19 protein-coding genes are annotated in these 21,702 nt (G+C 71.2%); 8 read left to right on the top strand and 11 right to left on the bottom strand.

Annotated elements, in window-relative coordinates; all coding sequences use genetic code 11:
* The first annotated feature begins 25 nt into the window (after positions 1 to 25).
* The 4 genes from ACYVD5_RS14135 (at position 26) to ACYVD5_RS14150 (ending at position 5,415) form a co-directional block, all read left to right on the top strand.
* Complete coding sequence (locus ACYVD5_RS14135; protein ID WP_461001485.1) at positions 26 to 1,381, top strand: extracellular solute-binding protein; 1,356 nt, start codon at positions 26 to 28, stop codon at positions 1,379 to 1,381.
* Positions 1,378 to 2,334 (top strand): carbohydrate ABC transporter permease, encoded by a 957-nt coding sequence (locus ACYVD5_RS14140; protein ID WP_461001486.1) that lies wholly within the window; start codon positions 1,378 to 1,380, stop codon positions 2,332 to 2,334. The genes ACYVD5_RS14135 and ACYVD5_RS14140 overlap by 4 nt, the downstream gene beginning before the upstream one ends.
* A 1-nt stretch (position 2,335) precedes the next feature.
* Complete coding sequence (locus ACYVD5_RS14145; RefSeq protein WP_461001487.1) at positions 2,336 to 3,241, top strand: carbohydrate ABC transporter permease; 906 nt, start codon at positions 2,336 to 2,338, stop codon at positions 3,239 to 3,241.
* Between the two features lie 179 nt (positions 3,242 to 3,420).
* Entirely contained in the window at positions 3,421 to 5,415 is a 1,995-nt protein-coding gene (locus tag ACYVD5_RS14150) for a sulfatase (RefSeq protein ID WP_461001488.1), read from the top strand.
* Between the two features lie 37 nt (positions 5,416 to 5,452).
* Here ACYVD5_RS14150 and ACYVD5_RS14155 read toward each other — a convergent pair whose 3' ends face one another.
* Positions 5,453 to 6,058 (bottom strand): TetR/AcrR family transcriptional regulator, encoded by a 606-nt coding sequence (locus ACYVD5_RS14155; RefSeq protein WP_461001489.1) that lies wholly within the window; start codon positions 6,056 to 6,058, stop codon positions 5,453 to 5,455.
* 7 nt (positions 6,059 to 6,065) lie between these two features.
* Entirely contained in the window at positions 6,066 to 6,644 is a 579-nt protein-coding gene (locus ACYVD5_RS14160; RefSeq protein ID WP_461001490.1) for a sugar O-acetyltransferase, read from the bottom strand.
* Positions 6,645 to 6,660: 16 nt separating this feature from the next.
* Between ACYVD5_RS14160 and ACYVD5_RS14165 the strand changes: the two genes are divergently transcribed.
* Entirely contained in the window at positions 6,661 to 7,920 is a 1,260-nt protein-coding gene (locus ACYVD5_RS14165) for an MFS transporter (protein WP_461001491.1), read from the top strand.
* 318 nt (positions 7,921 to 8,238) lie between these two features.
* On the opposite strand, the gene ACYVD5_RS14170 is transcribed toward ACYVD5_RS14165, so the two are convergent.
* Positions 8,239 to 8,868, bottom strand: coding sequence for a stage II sporulation protein M (locus ACYVD5_RS14170; RefSeq protein ID WP_461001492.1), 630 nt, complete (start codon positions 8,866 to 8,868; stop codon positions 8,239 to 8,241).
* Between the two features lie 1,330 nt (positions 8,869 to 10,198).
* A complete protein-coding gene (locus ACYVD5_RS14175) occupies positions 10,199 to 10,609 on the bottom strand; it encodes a MarR family winged helix-turn-helix transcriptional regulator (protein WP_461001493.1) in 411 nt (136 codons plus the stop codon).
* Between the two features lie 251 nt (positions 10,610 to 10,860).
* Between ACYVD5_RS14175 and ACYVD5_RS14180 the strand changes: the two genes are divergently transcribed.
* Positions 10,861 to 12,390 carry a nitrilase-related carbon-nitrogen hydrolase gene (locus ACYVD5_RS14180; protein ID WP_461001494.1) on the top strand — a complete coding sequence of 510 codons (1,530 nt, stop codon included), beginning with the start codon at positions 10,861 to 10,863 and terminating at the stop codon, positions 12,388 to 12,390.
* Between the two features lie 142 nt (positions 12,391 to 12,532).
* Here ACYVD5_RS14180 and ACYVD5_RS14185 read toward each other — a convergent pair whose 3' ends face one another.
* The 6 genes from ACYVD5_RS14185 to ACYVD5_RS14210 all read right to left on the bottom strand — a co-directional run bounded on the left by ACYVD5_RS14185 (position 12,533) and on the right by ACYVD5_RS14210 (position 18,395).
* Positions 12,533 to 13,327: an acetoin reductase gene (locus tag ACYVD5_RS14185; RefSeq protein WP_461001495.1), complete on the bottom strand. Its 795-nt coding sequence runs from the start codon at positions 13,325 to 13,327 to the stop codon at positions 12,533 to 12,535.
* A gap of 48 nt (positions 13,328 to 13,375) precedes the next feature.
* A complete protein-coding gene (locus ACYVD5_RS14190; protein WP_461001496.1) occupies positions 13,376 to 13,708 on the bottom strand; it encodes a putative quinol monooxygenase in 333 nt (110 codons plus the stop codon).
* A 34-nt stretch (positions 13,709 to 13,742) separates the two neighbouring features.
* A complete protein-coding gene (locus ACYVD5_RS14195) occupies positions 13,743 to 14,768 on the bottom strand; it encodes an NAD(P)-dependent alcohol dehydrogenase (RefSeq protein WP_461001497.1) in 1,026 nt (341 codons plus the stop codon).
* Positions 14,765 to 15,508, bottom strand: coding sequence for an iron-sulfur cluster assembly protein (locus ACYVD5_RS14200; RefSeq protein ID WP_461001498.1), 744 nt, complete (start codon positions 15,506 to 15,508; stop codon positions 14,765 to 14,767). The genes ACYVD5_RS14195 and ACYVD5_RS14200 overlap by 4 nt, the downstream gene beginning before the upstream one ends.
* The gene (locus ACYVD5_RS14205) at positions 15,508 to 16,515 is read right to left on the bottom strand and encodes an amidohydrolase family protein (protein ID WP_461001499.1); all 1,008 of its coding nucleotides are present in this window, start codon (positions 16,513 to 16,515) and stop codon (positions 15,508 to 15,510) included. Before ACYVD5_RS14205 ends, ACYVD5_RS14200 begins: the two co-directional genes overlap by 1 nt.
* Before the next feature lie 443 nt (positions 16,516 to 16,958).
* The gene (locus ACYVD5_RS14210; RefSeq protein ID WP_461001500.1) at positions 16,959 to 18,395 is read right to left on the bottom strand and encodes an AAA-type ATPase lid domain-containing protein; all 1,437 of its coding nucleotides are present in this window, start codon (positions 18,393 to 18,395) and stop codon (positions 16,959 to 16,961) included.
* A gap of 560 nt (positions 18,396 to 18,955) precedes the next feature.
* Between ACYVD5_RS14210 and ACYVD5_RS14215 the strand changes: the two genes are divergently transcribed.
* Entirely contained in the window at positions 18,956 to 20,206 is a 1,251-nt protein-coding gene (locus tag ACYVD5_RS14215) for a sensor histidine kinase (protein WP_461001501.1), read from the top strand.
* Complete coding sequence (locus ACYVD5_RS14220) at positions 20,203 to 20,862, top strand: response regulator (RefSeq protein ID WP_461001502.1); 660 nt, start codon at positions 20,203 to 20,205, stop codon at positions 20,860 to 20,862. The genes ACYVD5_RS14215 and ACYVD5_RS14220 overlap by 4 nt, the downstream gene beginning before the upstream one ends.
* An 87-nt stretch (positions 20,863 to 20,949) precedes the next feature.
* Here ACYVD5_RS14220 and ACYVD5_RS14225 read toward each other — a convergent pair whose 3' ends face one another.
* The gene (locus ACYVD5_RS14225) at positions 20,950 to 21,678 is read right to left on the bottom strand and encodes a lysostaphin resistance A-like protein (RefSeq protein ID WP_461001503.1); all 729 of its coding nucleotides are present in this window, start codon (positions 21,676 to 21,678) and stop codon (positions 20,950 to 20,952) included.
* Positions 21,679 to 21,702 lie beyond the last annotated feature (24 nt).

Here is a 21,702-nt window from a genome sequence, read left to right on the forward strand (position 1 = left end):
TTCCGTTGTTCCTTGGAGGCCGCCGATGCCGCACGTGCCACACAGGGCCGGTCCACCGACCGGGTCCGCTCCCCCGCTCTCCCGGCGCAGCATGCTGCTGGGCACGGGCGCCCTCGCCCTGGGATCGGCCCTGGGCGCCGCCGGATGCGCCCCCGGTTCCGGCGCAGGGCCGACGACACAGGTGCGGTTCTGGAGCCTGTTCCAGGGCGGCGACGGCGCCCTGGTCCAAACCATGCTGGACGCGGTGCGCGACGCGGCCCCGCACCTGAGCGTCACCTCCAGCACGCTGGCCTGGGGCCCGCCGTACTACACCAAACTGGCCGTGGCCTCGGTCGGCGGGCGCGCCCCCGAGACCGCCGTGCTGCACCTGTCCCGCCTGCCCGGCTACGCCCCCGGCGGCCTGCTCGAACCCTTCGACCTGGACCTGCTGGCCGAGTTCGGGGTCAAGCCTGAGGACTTCGTCCCCGACCTGTGGCAGCGCGGCATCCACGACGGCGTGACCTACGCGGTTCCGCTGGACGCCCACCCGATGATCGTCTTCTACGACACCGAGCTGGCCGACCGGGCCGGGCTCCTCGACGGCGACGGCAAGCTGACCGGCATGGACTCCCCCGAGGGTTTCCTTGCGGCCTCCCGGGCGCTGGCCGAGACAGGCGGCGGCAACGGCATCTCCTACGGCCACGTCAACGACGACTCCCAGGGGTGGCGGCTGTTCTGGATGCTGTACAACCAGACCGGAGCGTCGATGCGCCTGCCCGAGGGCGGGCCGGCCGAGTTCGACCGCGGCGCCGCGCTGCGGGTCTTCACCTTCCTCGCCGACCTGCTCGACGGTGAGACATCGCCACCGGATTTGACCTACCCCACCGCCCTGGCGGCCTTCGCCTCCGGGCGTTCGGGGATGCTCATGTGCGGCGAGTGGGAACTGCCCTACCTGTCGGAAAGCGTGGAGAACCTGGGGGCGGCGCCGTTCCCCACTGTCTTCGAGCAACCCGGCGGCTACGCCGACTCCCACTCCTTTGTGCTGCCCCGGCAGTCGAACCCCGACCCCGAGCGCACGCGCGCCGCCCACGAGTTCGTGGCGCTGATGGTGCGCAATAGCCTGACCTGGGGCAAGGCCGGCCACATCCCGGCCTACTCGCCGGTCGCGGAGTCGCGGGAGTACCAGGCGCTGACCCCGCAGTCCGACTACGCACCCGCGGGCGACACCCCGGTGCTCGACCCCGAGGTGTGGTTCGCCGGAGCCGGCTCGCAGTTCCACACCGACGTGAGCGAGGTGCTGCGCACGGCCCTGACCGGCGACGGGCCCGAAGCCGCGGTGGAGCACCTGGAGCGGACCCTGAACTCCTGGGCCGCCCGGACCAACCCGGGAGGTCTGCAATGAGTGCGCCCACCGAAGCCCCCGACCGCATCGGCGCCCGCCGGCACGCCGGTTCCGGTTCCCCGCAGGGCCGCCCCGGCGCCGCGCGGCTGCGGCTGCGCATCGCCGATTCGCCCGCGCTGTTCCTGCTGCCCTTCCTCGCGGTGTACGGGCTGTTCCTGGTCTGGCCGCTGCTGAACGGCCTGTGGATGAGCCTCACCGACATCGCCCTCAACGGGGCGGGCGGCGCGTTCATCGGGCTGGACAACTACACCGAGGCACTGGGCGATCCGATGGTGTGGCGCACCTTGGGCAACACCGTCGTGTTCACGCTCATCACCACGGTCCCCCTGGTGGTGGTCGCGCTGACCATGGCGACCCTGGTGCACACCGGGCTGCCCGGCCAGTGGCTGTGGCGGCTGTCGTTCTTTCTGCCGTTCCTGCTGCCGGTGGCCACCGTGGCGCTGGTGTGGGACTTCCTGTACGTGGAGGACTTCGGCCTGTTCAACCAGGCCCTGGGGCTGTTCGGGATGGAGGGCCTGGGCTGGCTCACCGACGAGCACGTGGCGATATGGTCGATTGCCCTGACCACGGTGTGGTGGACGGTCGGGTTCAACTTCCTGCTGTACCTGGCGGCCCTGCAGTCGATCCCCGGCCACCTGTACGAGGCCGCCGCGCTGGACGGCGCGGGCGCCTGGGCCCGGCTGCGCTACGTCACGCTGCCCCAGCTGCGCGGCACCACGGTGGTCGTGCTGCTGCTGCAGGTGCTGGCGTCGCTGAAGGTCTTCGACCAGATCTACCTGCTGACCGGCGGCGGACCGGGCGAGGCGACCCGCTCGCTGCTGCTCTACATCTACGACGTGGGATTCACCGGATACCGGTTCGGCTACGGCGCCGCCGTCTCCTACCTGTTCCTGGCGCTCGTCCTCGGAGTCGCCGCCGTCCAGTTCCGGGTGAGCGCGCGGAGAAAGGGCTGACATGGCAACGCAGAGTTTCCGTGCGGCGCGGCGGGCCGAGTTCGCCCGCGACCGCGCCCGGCAGCGCGACCTGGTACTGGGCGGGGGCCGCGGACCGCGGATCGCCGCCATGTCGGCGCTGGTGGTCCTGGCGGTGCTGTGGCTGGCGCCCATGGTGTGGGGCCTGATCACCTCGTTCAAGACCGAAGAGGACGCGGTGTCGCTGCCGCCGAGCCTGGTCCCCGAGACCGGGTTCACCCTGGAGCAGTACCGCAACCTGTTCGCGGCCGGCAACGTCCAGTCGTGGATGTTCAACAGCCTGGTCATCGCCGTGCTGGTCACCGTGCTGACGATCGCGGTGGCGGCCCCGGCGGCCTTCGCGATGTCGCGCATGGAGTTCCGGGGCCGCGCGGCGCTGATGGCCTTCACGGTCGCGGCGATCGTGGTGCCGCCGCAACTGCTCATCGTGCCGCTGTTCCAGCAGATGGTGTCGCTGGATCTGGTCGACACCTACACCGCCGTGATCCTGCCGCAACTGGTGTCGCCGATCATCGTGTTCGTACTCAAACGGTTCTTCGACGCGGTGCCGCGCGAGCTGGACGAGGCGGCCCGCATGGACGGGGCGTCGTACTGGCGGCTGTTCGCCACGGTGATCATGCCGCTGTCGCGGCCCATCCTCGCGGCGGCGTCGATCTTCGTGTTCATCACCGCCTGGAACAACTACCTGTGGCCGTTCATCGTCACGACCGACCCGGCGCTGATGACGCTGCCGGTGGGCATCCCGAACATCCTGGACTCCTACGGGACCTTCTACGCCTCGCAGCTGGCCGCGTCGATGGTGGCGGCGGCGCCGATGGTGGTCGTGTTCGTGCTGTTCCAACGGCAGATCGTCAACAGCGTCGCCACGACGGGGATGGGCGGCCAGTGAGGGCTGCCTGCGTCCGCACGGGCTGAGCGTCGCTGCACGCCGGCCGGCGCGTCAAGGGCCGGTGGCGGCGGTGGCCGCACTAAGCAACGAATTCCTGCGGAAATACGGGTTGACGTAGCAGAAATACAGGAGTTACAACGTTGTAACCGCGGGATACCGCTTACACGGAGGTCATCGCAATGGCAGCAGAGATGCCGGACCGGCGCACAGTGCTGCGGGGGCTGGCCGCCGCCGGCCTCGGTGGCGCCGCCGCCTCGGCGGCGGGCGCCCAGTCCGCCGCGGCCGCGGCACAGCCCAACATCGTCGTCGTGCTCATCGACGATCTGGCCCAGCGGGAGCTGGGCTGCTTCGGCAACACGTTCAACGAGACACCGCACATGGACCGCCTGGCCGCGGACGGGATCAGGTTCGAGGCCGGCTACACCGCGGCTCCGGTCTGCTCGCCGACCCGTGCCAGCATCATGACCGGCCAGTACCCGGCGCGGGTGGGCATCACCGAGTTCCTCGGGGCCCGCGGCGACGACCACCTGCCGACCGGCCACCGCACCCTGCCCGAGACACTGCGCGACGCGGGCTACCGCACCGGCCTCATCGGCAAGTGGCACCTGAGCGAGACCTATACCGGCCCGGTGCGCGACCGGCCCGGCAACCCCTGGTCCCACGGCTTCACCGAGGTCATCGCCTCGGAGCAGAAGTACATCGCGGGCGGCGACTACTTCCACCCGTACTTCATGCTGCCGGACCTGCCCGCGCGCGAGGAGGACGAGTACCTCACCGACCGGCTGAACCTGGAGGCCGTGGAGTTCATCACGCGCGCCCGCAACGACGGGCAGCCGTTCTTCCTCTACCTGTCGCACTACGCCACCCATACCAAGCTGGCGGCCCCGCAGCCGCTGATCGACAAGTACGCGGCCAAGCCGGGCGCCGGAGAACCCGGCAGCAACCCGGTCCTGGCGGCGATGCTGGAGGTCATCGACAACGGCGTCGGCTCGATCCGGGAGACGCTGCGCGGGCTCGGCATCGCCGGCAACACGGTGATCCTGCTGCTGTCGGACAACGGCGGCGAAGCCAGAGTGGCGACCAGCACCCCGTTCCGGGGCAGCAAGGCCACCCTCTACGAGGGCGGTGTGCGGGTGCCGATGATCGCCTACCACCCGGCCGGCCCCGGCGGCCGGGTCGTCGACACGCCGTTCAGCACCGTCGACTTCATGCCCACCCTGCTCGACACCGCCGGCGTCGCCAGGCCGCCGGGACAGCATCTGGACGGGACCGGGTTCGCGGGCCTGTTGGCCGGGGGCGCGGCACCCCGGCGCGGCGACCTGTTCTGGGTCTACCCGCACTGGCACGACCCCGGGGCGCCGACCGCCTCGGTCCGGCGCGGCCGGTACAAGCTGCTGCGCTACCTGCACAGCGGCCGGGCCGAACTGTACGACCTCACCGCCGACCCAGGCGAGTCTGCGGACCTCGCCGACCGGATGCCCGGCCGGACGCGGGCACTGCAGGCGGCCCTGGACAAGCACCTGCGCGACGTCGGCCTGCCGCCGCCCGCCCCCACCCGGGGGAACTACCCCGTCCCGGTCCTGGATCAGGGGTTCGAGCACGGGCTCTCCGGATTCACCGTGCTCGCACCGGATCCGGAGCAGCGCCCCGGGACCGTGCGCAGCACCGGCGGTGCGCTCACCGCGGCGGCCGACGGGGCGCCCGCTTTCGCGCTGCTGCGCTCGGACCGCGCCGCCGCGGAGTCGCCGGCCGCGATGGTCGTGAGCCAGCGCTCGTATGCCGGGAGTGCAGCGGCCGACCAGGACACCCTGTTCGCAGGACTGGTCGCCGACGCGGACAACTACCTGCTGGTCTGGTACAACCACCGGCGCAAACGCACCGGCTGGGACGTCCGGATCGACGGCGACCTGGCCGCCGAACGCATCAAGCAGCTCGACGGGCGGATCGACTACCCCGGACCGGACGCCCGGCTGGCGTGCGTCGTGCACGGCGACCGGCTCACCGCATACGCGATGGCCGGCGGCGGTGCTTGGCAGTACCTGTTCACCGCCGATGCAGGCCGCTACGCGCGGCTTGACGACCCCGCGGTCCGCGGCCGGTACCGCTACGGCTTCGGCGCGCGGGTCGACGGAGGCACCTTGGCCGTGGAGCGCTTCGCGGTCCGCGGCCGCTGAACCGGGCGGCGGCGGTGCCGGCCGGTACCGCCGCCGGCTAGGCGGGCGCCCGGGTGATCCGTTCGACCGCGGCGACCACGAGGGCGCGGTCCTGGGGTGCGGTGTCCAGGGCGCTGTGGATGGTCAACCCCTCGATGAGCGCGTCGATGAGCCGCGCCGTGGTCGGATCGAAATGCCGTTCCAGCGCGGCGCGGCTGCCGGCCATCCACGCGTTGGTGAGGTCGCGGTAGGCCGGATCGCGTGCGGCGAGGGTGTAGAGCTCGTGGGTCACCACCAGGTCGCGGTGCGTACCGAACACGTCCTCGGTGATGATCGCGACGACGGCCCGCTTGGCTTCCTCGGCGTCCGCGGCGGCGGCCATCCGGCGCTCGAATCCGTCGCTGACCGTCCGGGAGAACCGGGCGAAGGCCGCGTGCAGCAGCTCGGCCATACCGGTGAAGTGGTAGGTCATCGAGCCCAGCGGGACACCGGCCGCCGCGGCGACGTGGCGGTGGGAGGTGCCGGCCACGCCCCGCTCGGCGATCACGTCCAGGCATGCGCGCACGATCCGCTCCCTGCGGTCGGGGTCGTGGCGGCGGCGCCGGGAGCCGCCCGCGGCGGCGGCCGGTTCGGCCGGTTCAGCGGGGTCGGCCGGTTCGGTCATGGCGGTCTCAGATCCTCCGGGTGACGCGGGCGGGGTTGCCGACGGCGACGACGCCTGCGGGGATATCGCGCGTCACGACCGATCCCGCGCCGACGACGGAGTCGGCGCCGATCGTGACGCCCGGGCACACGATGGCCCCGCCGCCGAGCCAGACATTGTCGCCGATGGTGATCGGCAGGGCGGCTTCGAGCTTGTCGCGCCGGGGCTGGGGCTCGATCGGGTGCGTGGGGGTCAGCAACTGCACGTTCGGCCCGATTTGGCAGTCGGCGCCGATCGTGATCGGTGCGACGTCGAGCGCGGTGAGGTTGTGGTTGGCGAACGTGCGCGGGCCGATGGTGATGTGGTCGCCGTAGTCCACGAACAGCGGCGGTTTGACGTGCGCGTCCTCGCCCAGGTCGCCGATCAGCGCGGCCAGCCACGAGCGGGCGCCGGGCTCGCCGTCGGCGAACGCCCGGCGGTAGCCCTCGGCGAGCCGGACGGCCCGCTGCGCGCGCCGGTCGTTCTCGGGGTCATCGGCGATGTAGAGGTCGCCGGCGAGCATCCGCTCCCGGTTGGTGCGGGGGTCATCGGGGAAGTACGCGGTCATGTGTACGATCGTACACATGTCGCTCGATGCCGCCCCCACTCCTCCGTTATCCGATCGCCGCGCCCGGGCCGCGGTCGCTGCGCTGTTTTTGACCAACGGCGCCCTGCTCGCCAACGTCATCCCGCGGTACCCGCAGATCAAAGCCGACCTGGACATGGGCAACGCGCTCTACGGCGCGGCGGTCGCGGCGTTTCCGACCGGCGCGATCGTCGCCGGCCTGGCCGCCGGGGTGCTGATCCGCCGGTTCGGGTCGGCGCGGACGGCCGTGGCGGGCACGGCCGTGACCGGCCTGGGCCTGTTGGCGGCCGGGTTGGCGCCTTCGGCGGTCGCCTTCGCAGTGGCGCTGTTCTGCGCCGGGGCCGCGGATGCCGCCACCGATGTCGCGCAGAACGCCCACGGGCTGCGCGTCCAGCGCCGGTACGGCCGCTCGATCATCAACTCCTTCCACGCGCTGTGGTCCATCGGCGGGGTACTGGGCGGGTCGATGGCCGCCGGGGCGATCGCCGCGGGCCTGCCGCTCGGTGTGCATCTGGGCGTTTCCGCCGCGGTGTTCACCGGTGTCGCGCTTGCCGCGCTGCGGTTCTGCCTGCCCGGCCGCGACGGCGACGACGACGCCGAGGCGGCTACCGGGGCGGATGCGGCTGCGGCGGCGCCGCGCGGAATCCGTCCGCGGACCGTGTTGGTGATCGCCGCCCTGGTCGTGATCGCGATGGCCGGCACGATGGTGGAGGACGCGGGCAACACCTGGGCGACGCTGTACCTGGCGGAGTCCCTGCACGCACCGGCCGCGCTTGCGGCGACCGGCTTCATCGCCCTCATCGGCGCGCAGTTCATCGGCCGCATCATCGGCGACCGGCTCGTGGACCGGTTCGGCCAGCGCACCGTCGCGCGCGCAGGCGGGCTGACCGCCGCAGCGGGCATGGGGGTAGCGCTGGCGTTCCCGACGATCCCCGGCACGATTATCGGCTTCGGCGCCGCCGGGCTCGGTGTCGCAACGCTGGTACCTGCGGCGATGCACGAGGCCGACGAACTTCCGGGGTTGCGCCGGGGTACCGGGCTGACGGTGGTCTCCTGGCTGATGCGCCTGGGCTTTCTGCTCTCCCCGCCCCTGGTGGGCCTGGTCGCCGACGCCACCGCGCTGCGCATCGGCCTGCTCGTCGTCCCGATCGCAGGCGCCGCGGTCGTCGTGCTCGCCGGTGTGCTCCACCCCCTGCGCAAGGCGGCGGAACAACCACGCAACCGCGAGCCCGCACCGGCGGCGGAACCCGGGCAGTGAGCGTTTTTCATCGTGCTCGGCGTAGCTGAAGGCCGCCGCTCGGCTGCGCCGGAGGCGCCCTCCGGGAACACCAAGAGCGGGCCGCCCCCGAGGCTGCGGCAATGGGGCGCAGCTCGCGCAGCGAGCAAGCCGGCTTGCCGCCGAGCGCACGCCGCGCCGTGCAGCGGGCCCCGCCACCACCGCTACGCCAGCGGTGGTGCAGGGGGGCCGCCCCCGCGCATCGTTCCCGAGGGCGGCCCGCACGTCACCCGGGGACGACAGGATGGAAAGCGCTCAATGGCGGCGGAGAATGCACCCAACCCTGCGTTCGAGTCCCGGTCAGCTCTCAGTGAGCACGGGCACCAGGTAGATGACCGAGAACGACTCGTAGATCGCCCCGACCACGAGCAGCGCCAGCGCGGGCAGGCTCAGTCGGCCGAGTTGACGCAACCCGCGGACGTACCCCTGGCGCCGGTTCTCGGCCCCGACCGTCCGGGGCCGGATCCACGCGCGGCCCAGCAGGTAGGCGCCGAGAGCGAGCAGCACGAAGCCCTGGAGCTCGATCAGGACGGTCAGCGAGTGCGGTATGAAGGCCAGCCATCCGTCCCTGTCGGTCGGTGCGAGAGTCACACCAACCGTGTACAGGTTGTAGGCGAACCAGGGGATGCCCGCGAACGGGACGATCATCGACGGTAGGACGAGGTTGAGCAGGCCGGACCGCAGCGCGTTGTTGGCCAGGATTATGAGGGCGAACAGCCAGGGGTTCTCGAGCAGCGACCGCACCAGGTCGGCCGTGCTGCCGCCCTCCAGGGCCTCAACCTGTGCGGCGGTCAGGCTGGGGAAGAGCAGGCCTGTCCCGAGGCCGACGAGAAACGGGCCGTAGAGGAGCGTGTTCAGTACGAGATAAGCACGCCGGTTCGCCCGGATGATCTGGATGGCATTGTGCAGGAAGCGCAATTCGTGCTCCATGAAGGGTTGGACAAGGGCCGCCGTTCTCGACGCCCGCGCCGAGGTGTGGTCGCATGCGTCTGCTGTTATCGGGCTGCAGTCGCAAACGGGGGTGCGGCAGGGCACCGAGCTGCTCGATCAGGCGGCGGCCTTCACCGGCTGGTGCAGGAACCTCAGTGCTCGATCCCCCCGGTTTCGGCATCCGGGAGCCGCTGATGTCGGAAGGTGAGTGCTCGCTCGATCCCCGCGAGGGCCGCGGCGGCTGTCAGTGCTGTGTGCGCCGGTGCCGGCAGGTCGACAGGCGAGGCGAACGGCGTGCAGCGGTCCGCCCGATGCCCGGCCCTACAGGTGATCGACGTCGACCACGCCGCCGCATCGTCGAGGTCATCGCGCCCTGCGCGCCCGAAAGGGTCCTCGCCCCGCGAACCGCTCCGGGGGTCGTCGCAGCCCTTCGTGTCTCGCCCCGTCGGGGCTGGGACGGGGTGGAAGGCTGTCGCCCAACGTATTTAGCATATCCATGCTAAATAATTTAGCATGCGAATGCTAGAGATGGCCATGATGGGGTCATGCCGAACGAGTCGACCCGGGTGTTCGCCGGGAGCAGGTCGCCGACGCCGTGATCGATGAGATCGCCGAGCATGGACTGCGCTCGGCGGCCCTCTCCCGGATCACCGCTCGCTCCGGCCCGGCCATCGGGAGCATCCGGCACTACTTCGGAGACACTCTGCGCGAAGTCATGCGCTTCACGCTGAGCGTGCTCATGCAGCGCGCCGTGCGACGCGCGACGACGATGTCCGACGACCCGGTGGTACGGATCACGGACGTCATCGCCTTTGCCGCGCCGACCCGCGATCAGGAGCGCGGGGAGAACATCGCCCTCGTCGAGTATCGCGTCATGGCGCGCACGGACCCGGAGTTGGCGGCCGACATCGCCGCGACATCACTCGAGGGCGCAGAAGCGATCCGCTCGCTGCTGCGTGCGGCGCTGGCCGACCGCGAGATCGGCGAGGAGGCGCTGCGCCGCGAAGCGCTCCTGCTGTTCGCCCTGGTGGAGGGCTTCTCGTTCAGTTCTGCTCAGTTCGCCGCCCCACTGCACGAGACGGGACGTCCGTGCGGTCGTGGCGGCGACCGTGCACCGGCTGCGCGACGCCTATCCACCCGTCGAAGAGGTTGCCGAGGACCCACGGAACCAGGCGGGACACCCCGGCATAGGCGCCCGTTATGCCGGGTTTCCGGCGATGATCCTGCTGGAATGCCCGTCTCGGCCTTGATTTTTGGGCATTTCCGCGGGGCAGGCGCGCCACCCCGCCCCCGCCGCCTTCTGCATGGCCGCCACCGGCCCCGCAACAGCTCAGAGGACGCGGGCGAGGATGCCGGCCAGCTGTTCCAGGTCGCCCGGGGTGCACCGTGCGAACGGGCTGGATTCCAGGGTGGTGTGCACGACCTGTTCGCGGACGGTGCGGCCCTTTTCGGTGAGCACGAGGACGCGCGAGCGGCGGTCGGCGGGGTTGACCGCGCGCTCGACCAGTCCGCGCTCGACAAGCTGGTCCGTTATGAAGCTGGCGTTGGGCGCATTGCAGAACAGCTGCTCGGCCAGCACCTTCAGGGTCGGGGGTTCTCCGGCCGGGTCGATCACCCAGAGTGCCTGCGCCGTTGCAAGGGTCAACCCCTGTTCGGCCAACACCGCCTCGATGCGGTTGCTGGTCAGCATGAAGATCTCGTGGTTCGCGCGCACGACGGCTTCGAGTCCGGTTCGGCTCATGGCGCCAACCCTAACGCTTGTCGTTCGAGTTTCGAAGTGCTAGCGTCACCAAACTAGTTCGAGTACCGAAACAAATGCGCTCGGATGGCCCGGCGCACGGCGTCCGGCGGCCACCGGCCCATCCCCGGGCCGCTCCACCGCCGCACGCCGGCCGCGCCTGCCCGACCGACCCGCCGGCCGCGCCGAACGGTGCGGGGCCCGGCGGCTCCACTCGGCGACCCACCCACCTCCCGCCACTGAGAGGCGACACCATGGCAGCACCACCCGCATCCACCCCACCCGGTGACCGGCTCCGCTACCTCTGGCTCGGCATCGGCGCCGCGGCGGCGCTGCTCGCCGTCGGCGGCCGGTGGGACCTCCCCCTCGCCGCGTGGGTCTTCCCGATCCTGCTGCTGCGTTTCGCGCGCACCAGCCGGCCCGCCGGCCTGCTGTGGGTCCTGCTGGTGTCGGTGGCCGCGGCGCTGTTCTGGATGGTCCAGTCGGCGGTGCCGGTGACCCCGCTGGTCCTGGTGGGAGTCGCCGGCTTCGGCGTCGCCTATGCGCTGCCGTTCCTCGCCGACCGGCTCCTCGCGCACCGCACCGCAACGCTCGGCCGGGTGCTGCTGCTGCCGGCGGCGATGATGTCGGTGGAGTTCCTGCTCGGCACCTTCGGCCCCTTCGGCACCGCCTACGGCCTGCGCGCCGCCACCCAGAACGCCGAAACGGACCTGCTGCAGGTCACCGCGCTCACCGGCCCCTACGCCATCTCGTTCCTCATCGGCGCAGTCGCCACCGTCGCCAACCTCGTCTGGGAGCGCGGGTTGACGCGGACGGCGGTGCGCGCGGCCGTCGGCTACGCCGCTGTGCTCGCCCTGATCGCGGTCTCCGGACAGATCCGCCTGGCCACGGTGCCGGTCGGCGCCGAGACCGTCCGCATCGCCGGTATCAACCCGAGCCAGGCCGCGATGGACGCCGAAACCGCCATCCACGGCGCCTCCCGGTTGGAGGTCACCGACCCGCGCCGGGTCGACCAGGCGAAGGTGGCCGCCGCCTCAGAACCGGTGCTCGACGACCTGTTCGCCCAGACCCGCCAGGCCGCCCGGGGCGGCGCGAAGATCGTCGGCTGGTCGGAGAACGCCGCACGCGTCCTCGGCGCCGACCACGACGCGTTCCTCGAACGGGCAGCGCGGGTCGCCGACGAAGAGGACATCTACCTCAACGTCGCCGACCTGGTGTATCTCCCCGACTCGCCGCACGCCCGCGACGAGACCCACATGTTCGGCCCCGACGGCGAGCGGCTCTGGGACTACCAAAAGGCCAAGCCGATCCCCGGCCTGGAGATCTACCGCCCCGGTGACGGCGACATCCCCGTCATCGACACTCCTTACGGGCGGATATCCAACGTGATCTGCTACGACGCCGACTTCCCGGCGATCAACCACATCGACGCCGACATCGTGCTCGTTCCCGGCGGGGATTGGCCCGAGATGGGCCGCATCCACACCCGGATGGCCGGGCTCCGCGCCATCGAAAACGGCTATTCGCTGGTCCGCCAGGACTTCAACGGGGAGTCCACCGCCTATGACTCCTACGGCCGGGTCCTCTCGACTCAGGACACCACCAACGGTTCGGGCATCTGGTACGCGGAGGTGCCCACGGCCGGCACCGGTTCCGGCTACCGGGTGACCGGCGACCTGCTGTCGTGGGCGGCACTGGCCGGCACCGCCGCGATCATCGGCACCGCGATCGCGCGCCCGCGGCGCCCAGGCAACCGGGCCGACCGGGCCGACCGGGCGGCCTGACGGCGGAGTGCCCCTGCAACGCCGCCGGCCGACCGCCGGCGGCGGGGCGGACGGGACGGGAAGGACGGTGCCCGTCCCGTCCGCCCGCACCGCCGAGCCGGTCGGGCCCCCTGCGCCGGTCGGGCTCGCGGCCCGGCGCGGTTCAGGAGAACTGGACGCCGCCGTCGATCATCACGGACTGGCCGGTCATGTAGTCGGAGTCCGCCGAGGCGAGGTAGGACACGAATCCGGCGACGTCCTCGGGTACCGACACCCGGCCGAGGTGGATCAGTTCGGAGTACTTCTCGATGGCGTCGCCCTTGCGCAGGCCCTCGTTCTCCGCGAGTTTCTCGTCGATGTGGTCCCACATGGCGGTGCCGACGATGCCCGGGCAGTAGGCGTTGACCGTGATGCCGTGCTGCGCCCATTCCATTGCGGCGGCCTGGGTGAGTCCGCGGACGGCCCACTTGGAGGCCGAGTACGGACCCAGCAGCGGGAACGGCCGGTAGGCCACGATCGAGGCCGCGCCGATGATCTTGCCACCGGTCCCCTGGCGGATCATCTGCTTGGCGGCCGCGGTGTAGCACAGGTACACGCCGCGCATGTTGATCGACATCAGGTGGTCGAACTCGGCGGGCGTGGTCTCCAGCAGCGGTTTCACATCGGCGATGCCGGCGTTGGCGACCATCACGTCCAGTTGCCCGAGTTCGGTGGCGACCCGGTCGACCATTGCCTGCACGGAGTCGGGGTCGGACACATCGGCCACGATCGCCGCCGACCGCCTGCCCAGCGCCCCGATTTCGTCGGCGACCGCCTTGAGCTGGTCGTTGTTGGCTTCGATGTCGTTGACGGCGACGTCGAGTCCGTCAGCGGCCAGCCGCAGGGCGATGCCCTTGCCGATGCCCCGGGCGGCACCGGTGACCAGCGCGACACGTCGCGGTGCATTCTTTTCGGCCATTTTTTCCTCCGGGTTTTCGGTCGGATGGTTTCAGGTGATCGGACGCGGTCATTCCTGGTCTGGCACGGACATTTCGCCGAGCAGGGACCAGTCGTCCTGCGGCAGGTCCGCGTTGATGATCCGCGGGGTTTCCGAGAGGTAGGGCGGCAGCGTCTGCTGCGCGGTCGCGAAGTGCGCGGAATGCACGTGTGCGGCGCCGGCCTCGCTGTCGTGGAATGCTTCGACCAGCACGTACTCGTTGGGGTCCTCGACGCTGCGCGACCAGTCGTACCAAAGGCACCCGGGTTCGGCGCGGGTCGCCCGGGTAAATGCGCCGGCGATTTCGGGCCACTGGTCGGCGTATTCGGGCTTGATACGGAATTTCGCGGTAATGAAGATCATGGGGTTGCCGTTCGGCCCTTTCGTTGCTGCTGGATCAGGGGGTGAGGATGGCCCGGCCGCGGACCCGGCCGGCGTCGAGGGCGCCGATGGCGTCCTGAAAGCCCTCCAGCGGGTACTTGGTGGTGTGCAGCCGGACCTCGCCGCGCGCGGCGAGGGTCATCAACTCGCACAGGTCGTTGTAGGAACCGACCAGGTTGCCGACGAAGTTGATCTCGGCCGAGATGATGTCGATGGTCGGAATGTCGAGGTTCTCCCCGTAGCCGACAACGTGGTAGTCGCCGGCGCGCCGCAGCATGCGGACACCGTCGGTGGTGGCGCCGCCTTCGCCCACGAAGTCGATGACGGTTTCGGCCCCGTGCCCGCCGGTGAGGTCGAGGACCTGCTCGACGTGGCCGCCGCCTGCGACGATTCCGCGGTCGGCGCCGATGTCGCACGCCAACTGCACGGCGTCGGAGTTGCGGTCGACAACGACGATTTCGGCGGCAGTGAGGGCCTTGAGCACCTGGATTCCGATGTGGCCCAGCCCGCCCGCGCCGATCACGACGCACACGTGCCCGGGCCGCAGGGCGCGGGCGGCTTTGGCCGCCGCGTGGTAGGCGGTCAGGCCCGCATCGGCCAGCGCCGCGACGTCGGCGGGCTCCAGGGAGTCGTCGATGCGGACGACGCTGCGGGCGGAGGTCTTGAGGTACTCCGCGTATCCGCCGTCGGTGTCGATGCCGGGAAACTTCGACCGCATGCAGTGCACGTCGTCACCGGACCGGCACGCCCGGCACAGCCCGCAGGTGATCAGCGGGTGCAGGATGACCTTGTCGCCCTCGGCCACGTTCGTCACCGCGCTGCCGGCGGCCGCGACCCAGCCCGCGTTCTCGTGCCCGATCGTGTAGGGCAGCGTGACACCGGACTTCTCCCGCCACTGGCCCTCAAGGATGTGGATGTCGGTCCGGCAGACACCGGCGCCGCCGATCTTGACGATCACGTCGTGCGGCTCGGTGACGGTCGGCGCCGGAACCTCGGCCATCTCCAGGTTCCGGTGGTAGCCGACGACCTGTACGGCTTTCATGCTGAGGACTCCTTGATGCGCGGGGACTCGTCGGGGTAGCGGGTACGTAGCAGGCCGCGGCAGAAGTGGGCGTTGCCGTCGACCGAAATGCGGGTGGAGCGCGCCCGCCGCAGCCGCAGCGGAACCTCCTCGGGCGGGAAGGACCTGCCGCGCTCGTCGACTAGGACGGCCAGCTCGCCGCTGGTGCCCAGGCCGATGGCCGCGCGGCGGCGCAGCAGCGAGCTGGTGGCGTCGCCGGCGGGCAGGTCGGCGATCGTGATGCGGTGCAGCCCGGTTTCGGCCAGGTCCGGATCGGCCCGCAGCAGCGCGGTCAGCACCCGCTCCATCGCGGCGGTGTGCGCCTTGCGGCGAAACGTGCGCCGCAGCTCATCGAGATCGGACTCGGCCTCGCTGCCGAACGTGCCGCGGTAGCCGGCATCCGCGGCGAGCCCGCGGTTGATCACCGCGGAGTCGTGGTGGTCGTCGAGTTCGACGGTGACCGCCCGGGTCCAGGGCAGGTCGGTGAGCACGTCCTTGGCGTCGGAGGCCATCAGGTAGGCGAAGTTGGGTGCGCAGAACGGGGTGGGCAGCCGCAGGTGCACGGTGACCGATTCGCCGTCGGTCTCCAGCGAGCGCACGAAACCGAGGTCGGTGATCGGTTCGTCCAACTCGGGGTCGACGACGGCGCCGAGGGCGGCGAAGGCGTCCCGTTCGAGGTGTTCGAGGCGTTCGCGGAATTCGCGGTCTCCGGTGCGCATCATCAGGCCACCGCCGGAGTCCGGGGCTCGGCCAGGTCCAGCTGCGCAGGTACGGGGATGTCGTACATCGCCGCTGCGTTGAGCCCGAGGATCTTCTTTTTCTGCGCCGTGGTCAGCGGCGCGTACTCGGTCATGTCCTGCGGGATCTGGAAGTCCACGAACCGCTCGATAAGCCAGCGCGGTGTCCACAGTGCATAGTCGCTGGAGAACTGGATACGGTCCTCGTCGAGCCAGTACAGCAGCTCGCCGATGATCTCGGCGAAGTACCGCGGCCGGGTGTGCATAAACGGGATCGCCACGGCGAGCCCGGCGTGCACGTTGGGCTCCTGGGTGGCGATCCAGCAGAAGTCCTCCAGCCGCGGCAGGCCGCAGTGCTCGACCACGAAGTTCATGTCCGGGAAGTCCGTGGCGACCTTGTCGACGTCGGCGACGTCGAAGGCGTCGCGGTCCAGCGGGCGGATCGTGGGGCCTTTGTGGATGTGGATGTTGCGGATCCCCAGCTCCTGGGCCGCTTCGAGGTAGCGGTAGGACCACAGGTCGTCGAGCTTCCAACCCCGCGATTCACCGTGCCACTCGGCGGTGTAGAGCTTGCAGCCCTTGAGCCCGAAGCGCTTCGCGTCCTCGCGCAGTTGCTTGAGCCCGGCCTCGCCGTAACGCGGGTCCCAGCAGTGGTTGTAGGTGAGCTTTTCCGGGTGCGCGCTCGCCAGCGCGAACGCCTGGTCGGTCTGACCGAAGCCGCTCGCGTAGAACTCGCCCAAGTGGGCCGGTTGGAAGATGGCGTGGTCGACGTAGCCGTCGTCGAACAGGTCGCGCATGAGCCGCTCGCCGCCCTGGTAGAGGAATTCCTCGTAGGGCCAGGTCTCGGAATCTGGACTCAGATTGCGGTGATAGTCGTAGAAGCAGTCGATGAACTGTTTTCCGTGGATGTTGCGCTGGTTTTCCGGTCGTGCGTCCCAGAGCGCGACGTGGGCGTCGACGATGAAGTAGGACTCGCCGTCCTTGCTATACACGTGCAACCTCCTGAATTGCGGCTGCTTTCCTGAACCTGCGGCAACAATAGGCAGAACGGAGTGGGGAACACAGCCCCCGGACATCTCATCTTGAGACGGCCGGACCTGCGGTTTTGTCCGGTGGTGTTTCGGCGCGGACTCCGGATCGCGCCGTTCGGCGCGAGCCGGCGACCGCGCCGCCGTATTCGCTCGGGACGGGCGGCGCGGAAACGCCGGCGGAGGCCCGGACCGCTCCGGCGAAACAGCGGAAAAGGGCGAGCACGGCGACTACGGGCGGCGCGGCCCCCGGATCATTCCGGTCCGTTTCCGGGTTGCGGAAAGGAGCGGAAGGGCATGGAGGGACACCGGCCGGAAACGGCCGCCGGCGGCTGGTACCGCTGATGTGCCGCGTGTTGTGCGGGAGCCGGCCGGTGCGGTTGGCTCGCGGCCGGTGCGGGTGCCCGTCAGCCCGGGGTGCGGATCCCGTACCGGGTGATCCTGCGGTAGATGGTCGCCCGGCTCATGCCGAGGACCTCGGCGGCGCGGGTGACCGTGGTGCCCGGCTCGGCCAGGCAGCGGGCGATCTCGTCGCGCTCCAGCACCTCGATCCGGGTCAGGGTGCGGGTCGGCCCGCACAGCACTTCGGGGGGCAGGTGGCGGGCGTCCACGGCGTCGCTCTTGTTCGCGGCCTCGCGGACGACCCGGTTGAGCTGCTCGGCGTTGCCGGGCCAGTGGTAGGTGCGCAGTGCCCGGACCGCCGCAGGGGTGAACCGGACCTTGCGTCCCCGGGCCCGGGCGCCGAGGTGTTCGGCCAAGGGCAGGATGTCGTCGGGGCGGTGGCGCAGCGGCGGCAGTTCCACCACGGTGTCGACGTGCGGGGCCAGCGCCTCCGGGAGCGCCGCCGCGCCGTGCGCGGTGACTGCGAGCGAACTTTGGGCCTGTCCGGCGACCATGCCGGCCAGCTCGGTGGCCGCCCACGACGGCAGGGTGTCCACCCCCGCGGCGATGACGCTGGTGTCGGCCTTGCCGAGTTCGGGCGCCCACAGGGCCAGCCAGGACTCGGTGTCGCGCGAATCGGGCGGGCGGACGCTGAGGATCCGGCCGTGGGGCCGTACGCGGCGCAGTGCGGTGGCCAGCAGCGCGGACTTGCCGGCCCCGGGTTCGCCGCCGACTCCGACCAGCAGTCCCCCGGCCAGCGCGGCCTCGGCCTCGGCCAGGGCGGTCTGCCACTGTGCGCCCAGCTCGGGACCGAACCCGGTCCGCTCTGCGCTCACGCGGAAGACCTCGCCGCGGGGGGTGGGGCGCGGCCGCATGCCGTGGCCGCGCGAGAGCATCAGCGCCGAGGTGTGTCCAGCGGCCGTGTGGGCCAGCGCCAGCAGCAGGTTCGCGGACTTCTGCGACCAGGTGGTCAGGTTGACGCTGCCGAGCAGGTCCCCCTGCACCGGGTCCACGACCGGGACGGCCGCGCACGTGTAGTCGCGCAATCCGGTGCAGTAGTGCTCGTCGCCGCGCACCAGGGACGGCGCGCGGTCGGCAAGGGCGAGGCCGAGCCCGTTGGTCCCGGCCTCCCGCTCGGAGAACGCGAAGCCGGGGGCGAGGTAGGTGCTGTCGAGGGCCTTGACCAGCGCGCGGTCGTGGCACGCCCGGCTGAGCACGTGGCCGTCCTGGTCGGTCAGCATCAGGCTGACCGGCTCGTTGGCGAGGGTCTCGTGCAGGCCGTTCAGGACTTCCTGTCCGCACTGGAAGAACAGCGACTCGTTGTCGACACTGCCGATGAAGACCGGATCGACCTTTTCCGCCGGCGCCCCGTAGCTGCTGCTGCGCCGCCACGAGGCCGACAGCCGCGGCGCGGCCGCGGCCGGTGCACCGCCTGTGCGGGCGCGTCGGGCGAGCTTGTCCATCTGCGCACCTCCTCCTGCACCTCGCTGCGCTTGCGCCAACTGTGACACAGATAACGCGCACACCAATGTGATCGGCGTCTCAAATTGAGACCCGACCGGGCCGGCCGAGCGGGCCGGCCCGGGTGCCGCGGCACGGCAGCCGGGGGAGACCCGCAGCGGGCACCGGCGCGCCCGCCCGCAGCCTGCCGCCCGTGACGGCCGGCAGGGTCTTTCGCTCCTTGTACGGCAATAGGGGTTCTGCTAATTGGCCGCCGCGAGCAGCTGCGACGAAACCTGCGTGGAATCGATAGTGCAGAAATGCCTAGATCTAGCAACGGATTTGGGCATTTCTGCACTATCGTTACCACTGAACTCGACATAGTGGACACGCGCTCGCCCGCCCGGGCCGCCCGCCGCCCTTGGTGCCGCTTTGCACTGCAGACCACCCGCCATTCGGCAGACCACAAGGCCGCACCGCCGACCGTCGCCCGCCGGCTCGATCCGTCGCCCCGCGCCGACGCCCGTCCGCCGGGGCCCTGCACCGGCGCGCCACCCGGGTCGGGCGCCGCTACACTGCCCCGGTGATCGGTCATCAGCGGATCTTGGAGTGGTGGCGCCGGCTCGACGTCACGGTCCGGGACCTGCCCTTGGGCGTGCTCCTCCTCGCCGCGTCGTACGTGCCGGCTCTGCAGAGCCAAGGGACGGTACTGGGCTACCTGCCGGACCGCCCTTTCGACCTGCTCGCCCTTGCGGCGGGCGCCCTGCAGAGCCTCCCGCTCGCCATCCGCCGGCGCTGGCCGGTCGGCTGCCTCGCCCTCGTGTCACTCGGTTTCGCCCTCGACCAGCTCCGCGGCTACCACATGGTCGCGGGCACCGGCCTGGCCATCGCGGTGCTGAGCATCGCGGCCCACCTGAACCGGCACCGGCTGCCCGCCATGATCGTGTTCTCCGCCGCCTACGTGCCGCTGGCGGTTGCGCTCCACCGGCTCGGGAACGAGCCGGTGAGCGAGTTCGTGACCTTCTACCTCGCGGTGGCCCTCATGTGGGGCATCGGGTCCTGGCTGCGCTCGACCCGTGCCGCAGAGGCCGAACGCCGCCGCCGCGTCGCCGAGGAGACCCGCACCGCCGAACGCACCCGCATCGCCCGGGAGCTGCACGACGTGGTGACCCACCACGTGACGGCGATGGTGGTGCAGGCCGAGTCGGCGCGGTACCTGACCGGCGCGCCCGACCGCCTCGACCAGACCCTGACCGCCGTCACCGACACCGGCCGGCGCGCCATCACCGACCTGCGGCACCTGCTCGACCTGCTCAACCCCGACCACGGCACCGGCAGGACCGAGCGGTCCGCCGAGGGCCCGGCCGGCGGCACGGCGGGCGCCGAAGGCCCCGAGGCTGCCGGAACGGCCGGGACCGCCGGGGATACCGAGGCCAGGACACCGCCCGTCGGCAGGCTCCACACCCTCGTCGACCAGGCGCGCCGGTCCGGCCAACCCGTGGAGTTCACCGAGGAGGGCACGCCGGCGGAGTCGGCCGGCAGTGCCGACCTGGTGGCCTTCCGGGTCGTGCAGGAGGCACTGACCAACGCGCTCAAGTACGCCCACGGCAGCGGCACCCGGGTCCGGGTGCGCCACGGAGAAAAGGAGATCAGCGTGGAGGTCGGCACCAACGGCTCCGCATCGCAGGGCGGCTTTGCCGCCGGGAGCGGGCGGGGCCTGGCAGGCCTGCGCGAACGCGTCGAGATCCTGGGCGGCGACTTCGGCGCGGGCCCGGACACCGCAAGCGGCGGTTTCACCGTGCGGGCGCGCATCCCCGCGGGTGGGTCGGCGTGACCGCGCCGACCCGGGTCCTGGTCTGCGACGACCAGGCGCTGATCCGCACCGGGCTGGTCACGATCATCGATGCCCAACCCGACATGGAGGTCGCCGGCGAGTGCGGCGACGGCCAGGCGGCGGTCGACCTGGCCGCCCGAGTGCGTCCCGACGTCGTGGTGATGGACGTGCGCATGCCGGTCCTCGACGGCATCGAGGCCACCCGGCTGCTGGCCGGCGCCGGTGTGGCGGACCCGGTCAAGGTGCTCGTCGTGACGACGTTCAACCTGGACGAATACGTCTACGAGGCGCTGCGCGCGGGAGCGAGCGGGTTCCTGCTCAAAGACGCGCCGCCGCCCCACCTGCTCGATGGGATCCGGACCGTGGCCACCGGCGCGGCGCTGCTGGACCCCGAGGTCACCCGCCGGCTCGTGGGCACCTTCGCCGCCCGGATCCGGCCCAGCGACGGCGCCCGGGACGACATTCCGCTGACGCCCCGCGAGCTGGAGGTCCTGCGGCTGATCGCCGAAGGCCTCTCCAACGGCGAGATCGCCGAGTCGCTGGTGGTCAGCCCGGAGACCGTGAAGACCTTCGTGTCGCGCATCCTCACCAAGCTCGACCTCCGCGACCGCGTACAGGCCGTCGTCTACGCCTACCGCCGCGGCCTGGCGACCTGACACCCGGCCCCTCGGGTGACACCGTGCGGGGGCGGCGCCCCGCTGCCGGGCGCCGCCCCCGCACGGTGTCCGCGCGCAATGCGCCGCTCAGGCGGTCCCGGTGGCTCCCGTGAACAGCACCAGCAGCGGCAGGGCCATGTTGTTGACGAAGTGGACGACCACGGCCGGCCAGATCGACCCGCTGCGGCGCATCAGCTCGGCGGCGATGATGCCGACCACGATCGCCGCGGGCAGCACGAGGTTGATGCCGTGGGCGAGCGCGAAGATCACCGAGCTGGACAGCACACCGATGACGGGCCCGTAGCGCAGCAGGGCGTTGGCGATGACCCCGCGGAAGAGCAACTCTTCGCCGATGGGGGTGAGGACGGCCAGGAACAGCATGGTCAGGATGAGCGGCACGACGCCGCCGCCGGCCGCGTCGTAGTACATGCCCTGCGGGTTGGCTTCGGATCCGGCCACCGCCGTGACGGCGGCGGTCACCGCGGCCTTGACGACCAGGGCGACCAGGCCGCCCAGCACGCCGATCCCCATCCAGCGCCAGGTCGTGCGGCGCACACTGAAGGCTCCCCAGCAGCGGATGCGGATCAGCGCTGCCGCGGCGAACCCGGCGAGGCCGACCACCCCCGACCACGCGGCCACGACAAGGCCGTAGCTCACGTCGTCCAGTTCCAGCCCCCACGGTCCGAAGAACGGGAGCACGAACGTGGCGGCGCCCATGGCGAGCAGGCCGACGATGATCTCCGGCCATCCCGGGCGCGCCGGGCAACGGGTGCCGGCCTCCGGCTCGTGCGGGCGGTGGGCGGGGGCTGCGGACATGGGAGAACTCCTGACGCTGGTGGT

The organism is Streptomonospora sediminis (assembly GCF_054778995.1).

What these genes read in the sequence shown, in the direction of transcription:
- ACYVD5_RS14135 (WP_461001485.1), top strand. Translation starts at nt 26, where the DNA reads ATGCCGCACGTGCCACACAGGGCCGGTCCACCGACCGGGTCCGCTCCC.
- ACYVD5_RS14140 (WP_461001486.1), top strand. Translation starts at nt 1,378, where the DNA reads ATGAGTGCGCCCACCGAAGCCCCCGACCGCATCGGCGCCCGCCGGCAC.
- ACYVD5_RS14145 (WP_461001487.1), top strand. Translation starts at nt 2,336, where the DNA reads ATGGCAACGCAGAGTTTCCGTGCGGCGCGGCGGGCCGAGTTCGCCCGC.
- ACYVD5_RS14150 (WP_461001488.1), top strand. Translation starts at nt 3,421, where the DNA reads ATGGCAGCAGAGATGCCGGACCGGCGCACAGTGCTGCGGGGGCTGGCC.
- ACYVD5_RS14155 (WP_461001489.1), bottom strand. Translation starts at nt 6,058, where the DNA reads ATGACCGAACCGGCCGACCCCGCTGAACCGGCCGAACCGGCCGCCGCC.
- ACYVD5_RS14160 (WP_461001490.1), bottom strand. Translation starts at nt 6,644, where the DNA reads ATGACCGCGTACTTCCCCGATGACCCCCGCACCAACCGGGAGCGGATG.
- ACYVD5_RS14165 (WP_461001491.1), top strand. Translation starts at nt 6,661, where the DNA reads ATGTCGCTCGATGCCGCCCCCACTCCTCCGTTATCCGATCGCCGCGCC.
- ACYVD5_RS14170 (WP_461001492.1), bottom strand. Translation starts at nt 8,868, where the DNA reads ATGGAGCACGAATTGCGCTTCCTGCACAATGCCATCCAGATCATCCGG.
- ACYVD5_RS14175 (WP_461001493.1), bottom strand. Translation starts at nt 10,609, where the DNA reads ATGAGCCGAACCGGACTCGAAGCCGTCGTGCGCGCGAACCACGAGATC.
- ACYVD5_RS14180 (WP_461001494.1), top strand. Translation starts at nt 10,861, where the DNA reads ATGGCAGCACCACCCGCATCCACCCCACCCGGTGACCGGCTCCGCTAC.
- ACYVD5_RS14185 (WP_461001495.1), bottom strand. Translation starts at nt 13,327, where the DNA reads ATGGCCGAAAAGAATGCACCGCGACGTGTCGCGCTGGTCACCGGTGCC.
- ACYVD5_RS14190 (WP_461001496.1), bottom strand. Translation starts at nt 13,708, where the DNA reads ATGATCTTCATTACCGCGAAATTCCGTATCAAGCCCGAATACGCCGAC.
- ACYVD5_RS14195 (WP_461001497.1), bottom strand. Translation starts at nt 14,768, where the DNA reads ATGAAAGCCGTACAGGTCGTCGGCTACCACCGGAACCTGGAGATGGCC.
- ACYVD5_RS14200 (WP_461001498.1), bottom strand. Translation starts at nt 15,508, where the DNA reads ATGATGCGCACCGGAGACCGCGAATTCCGCGAACGCCTCGAACACCTC.
- ACYVD5_RS14210 (WP_461001500.1), bottom strand. Translation starts at nt 18,395, where the DNA reads ATGGACAAGCTCGCCCGACGCGCCCGCACAGGCGGTGCACCGGCCGCG.
- ACYVD5_RS14225 (WP_461001503.1), bottom strand. Translation starts at nt 21,678, where the DNA reads ATGTCCGCAGCCCCCGCCCACCGCCCGCACGAGCCGGAGGCCGGCACC.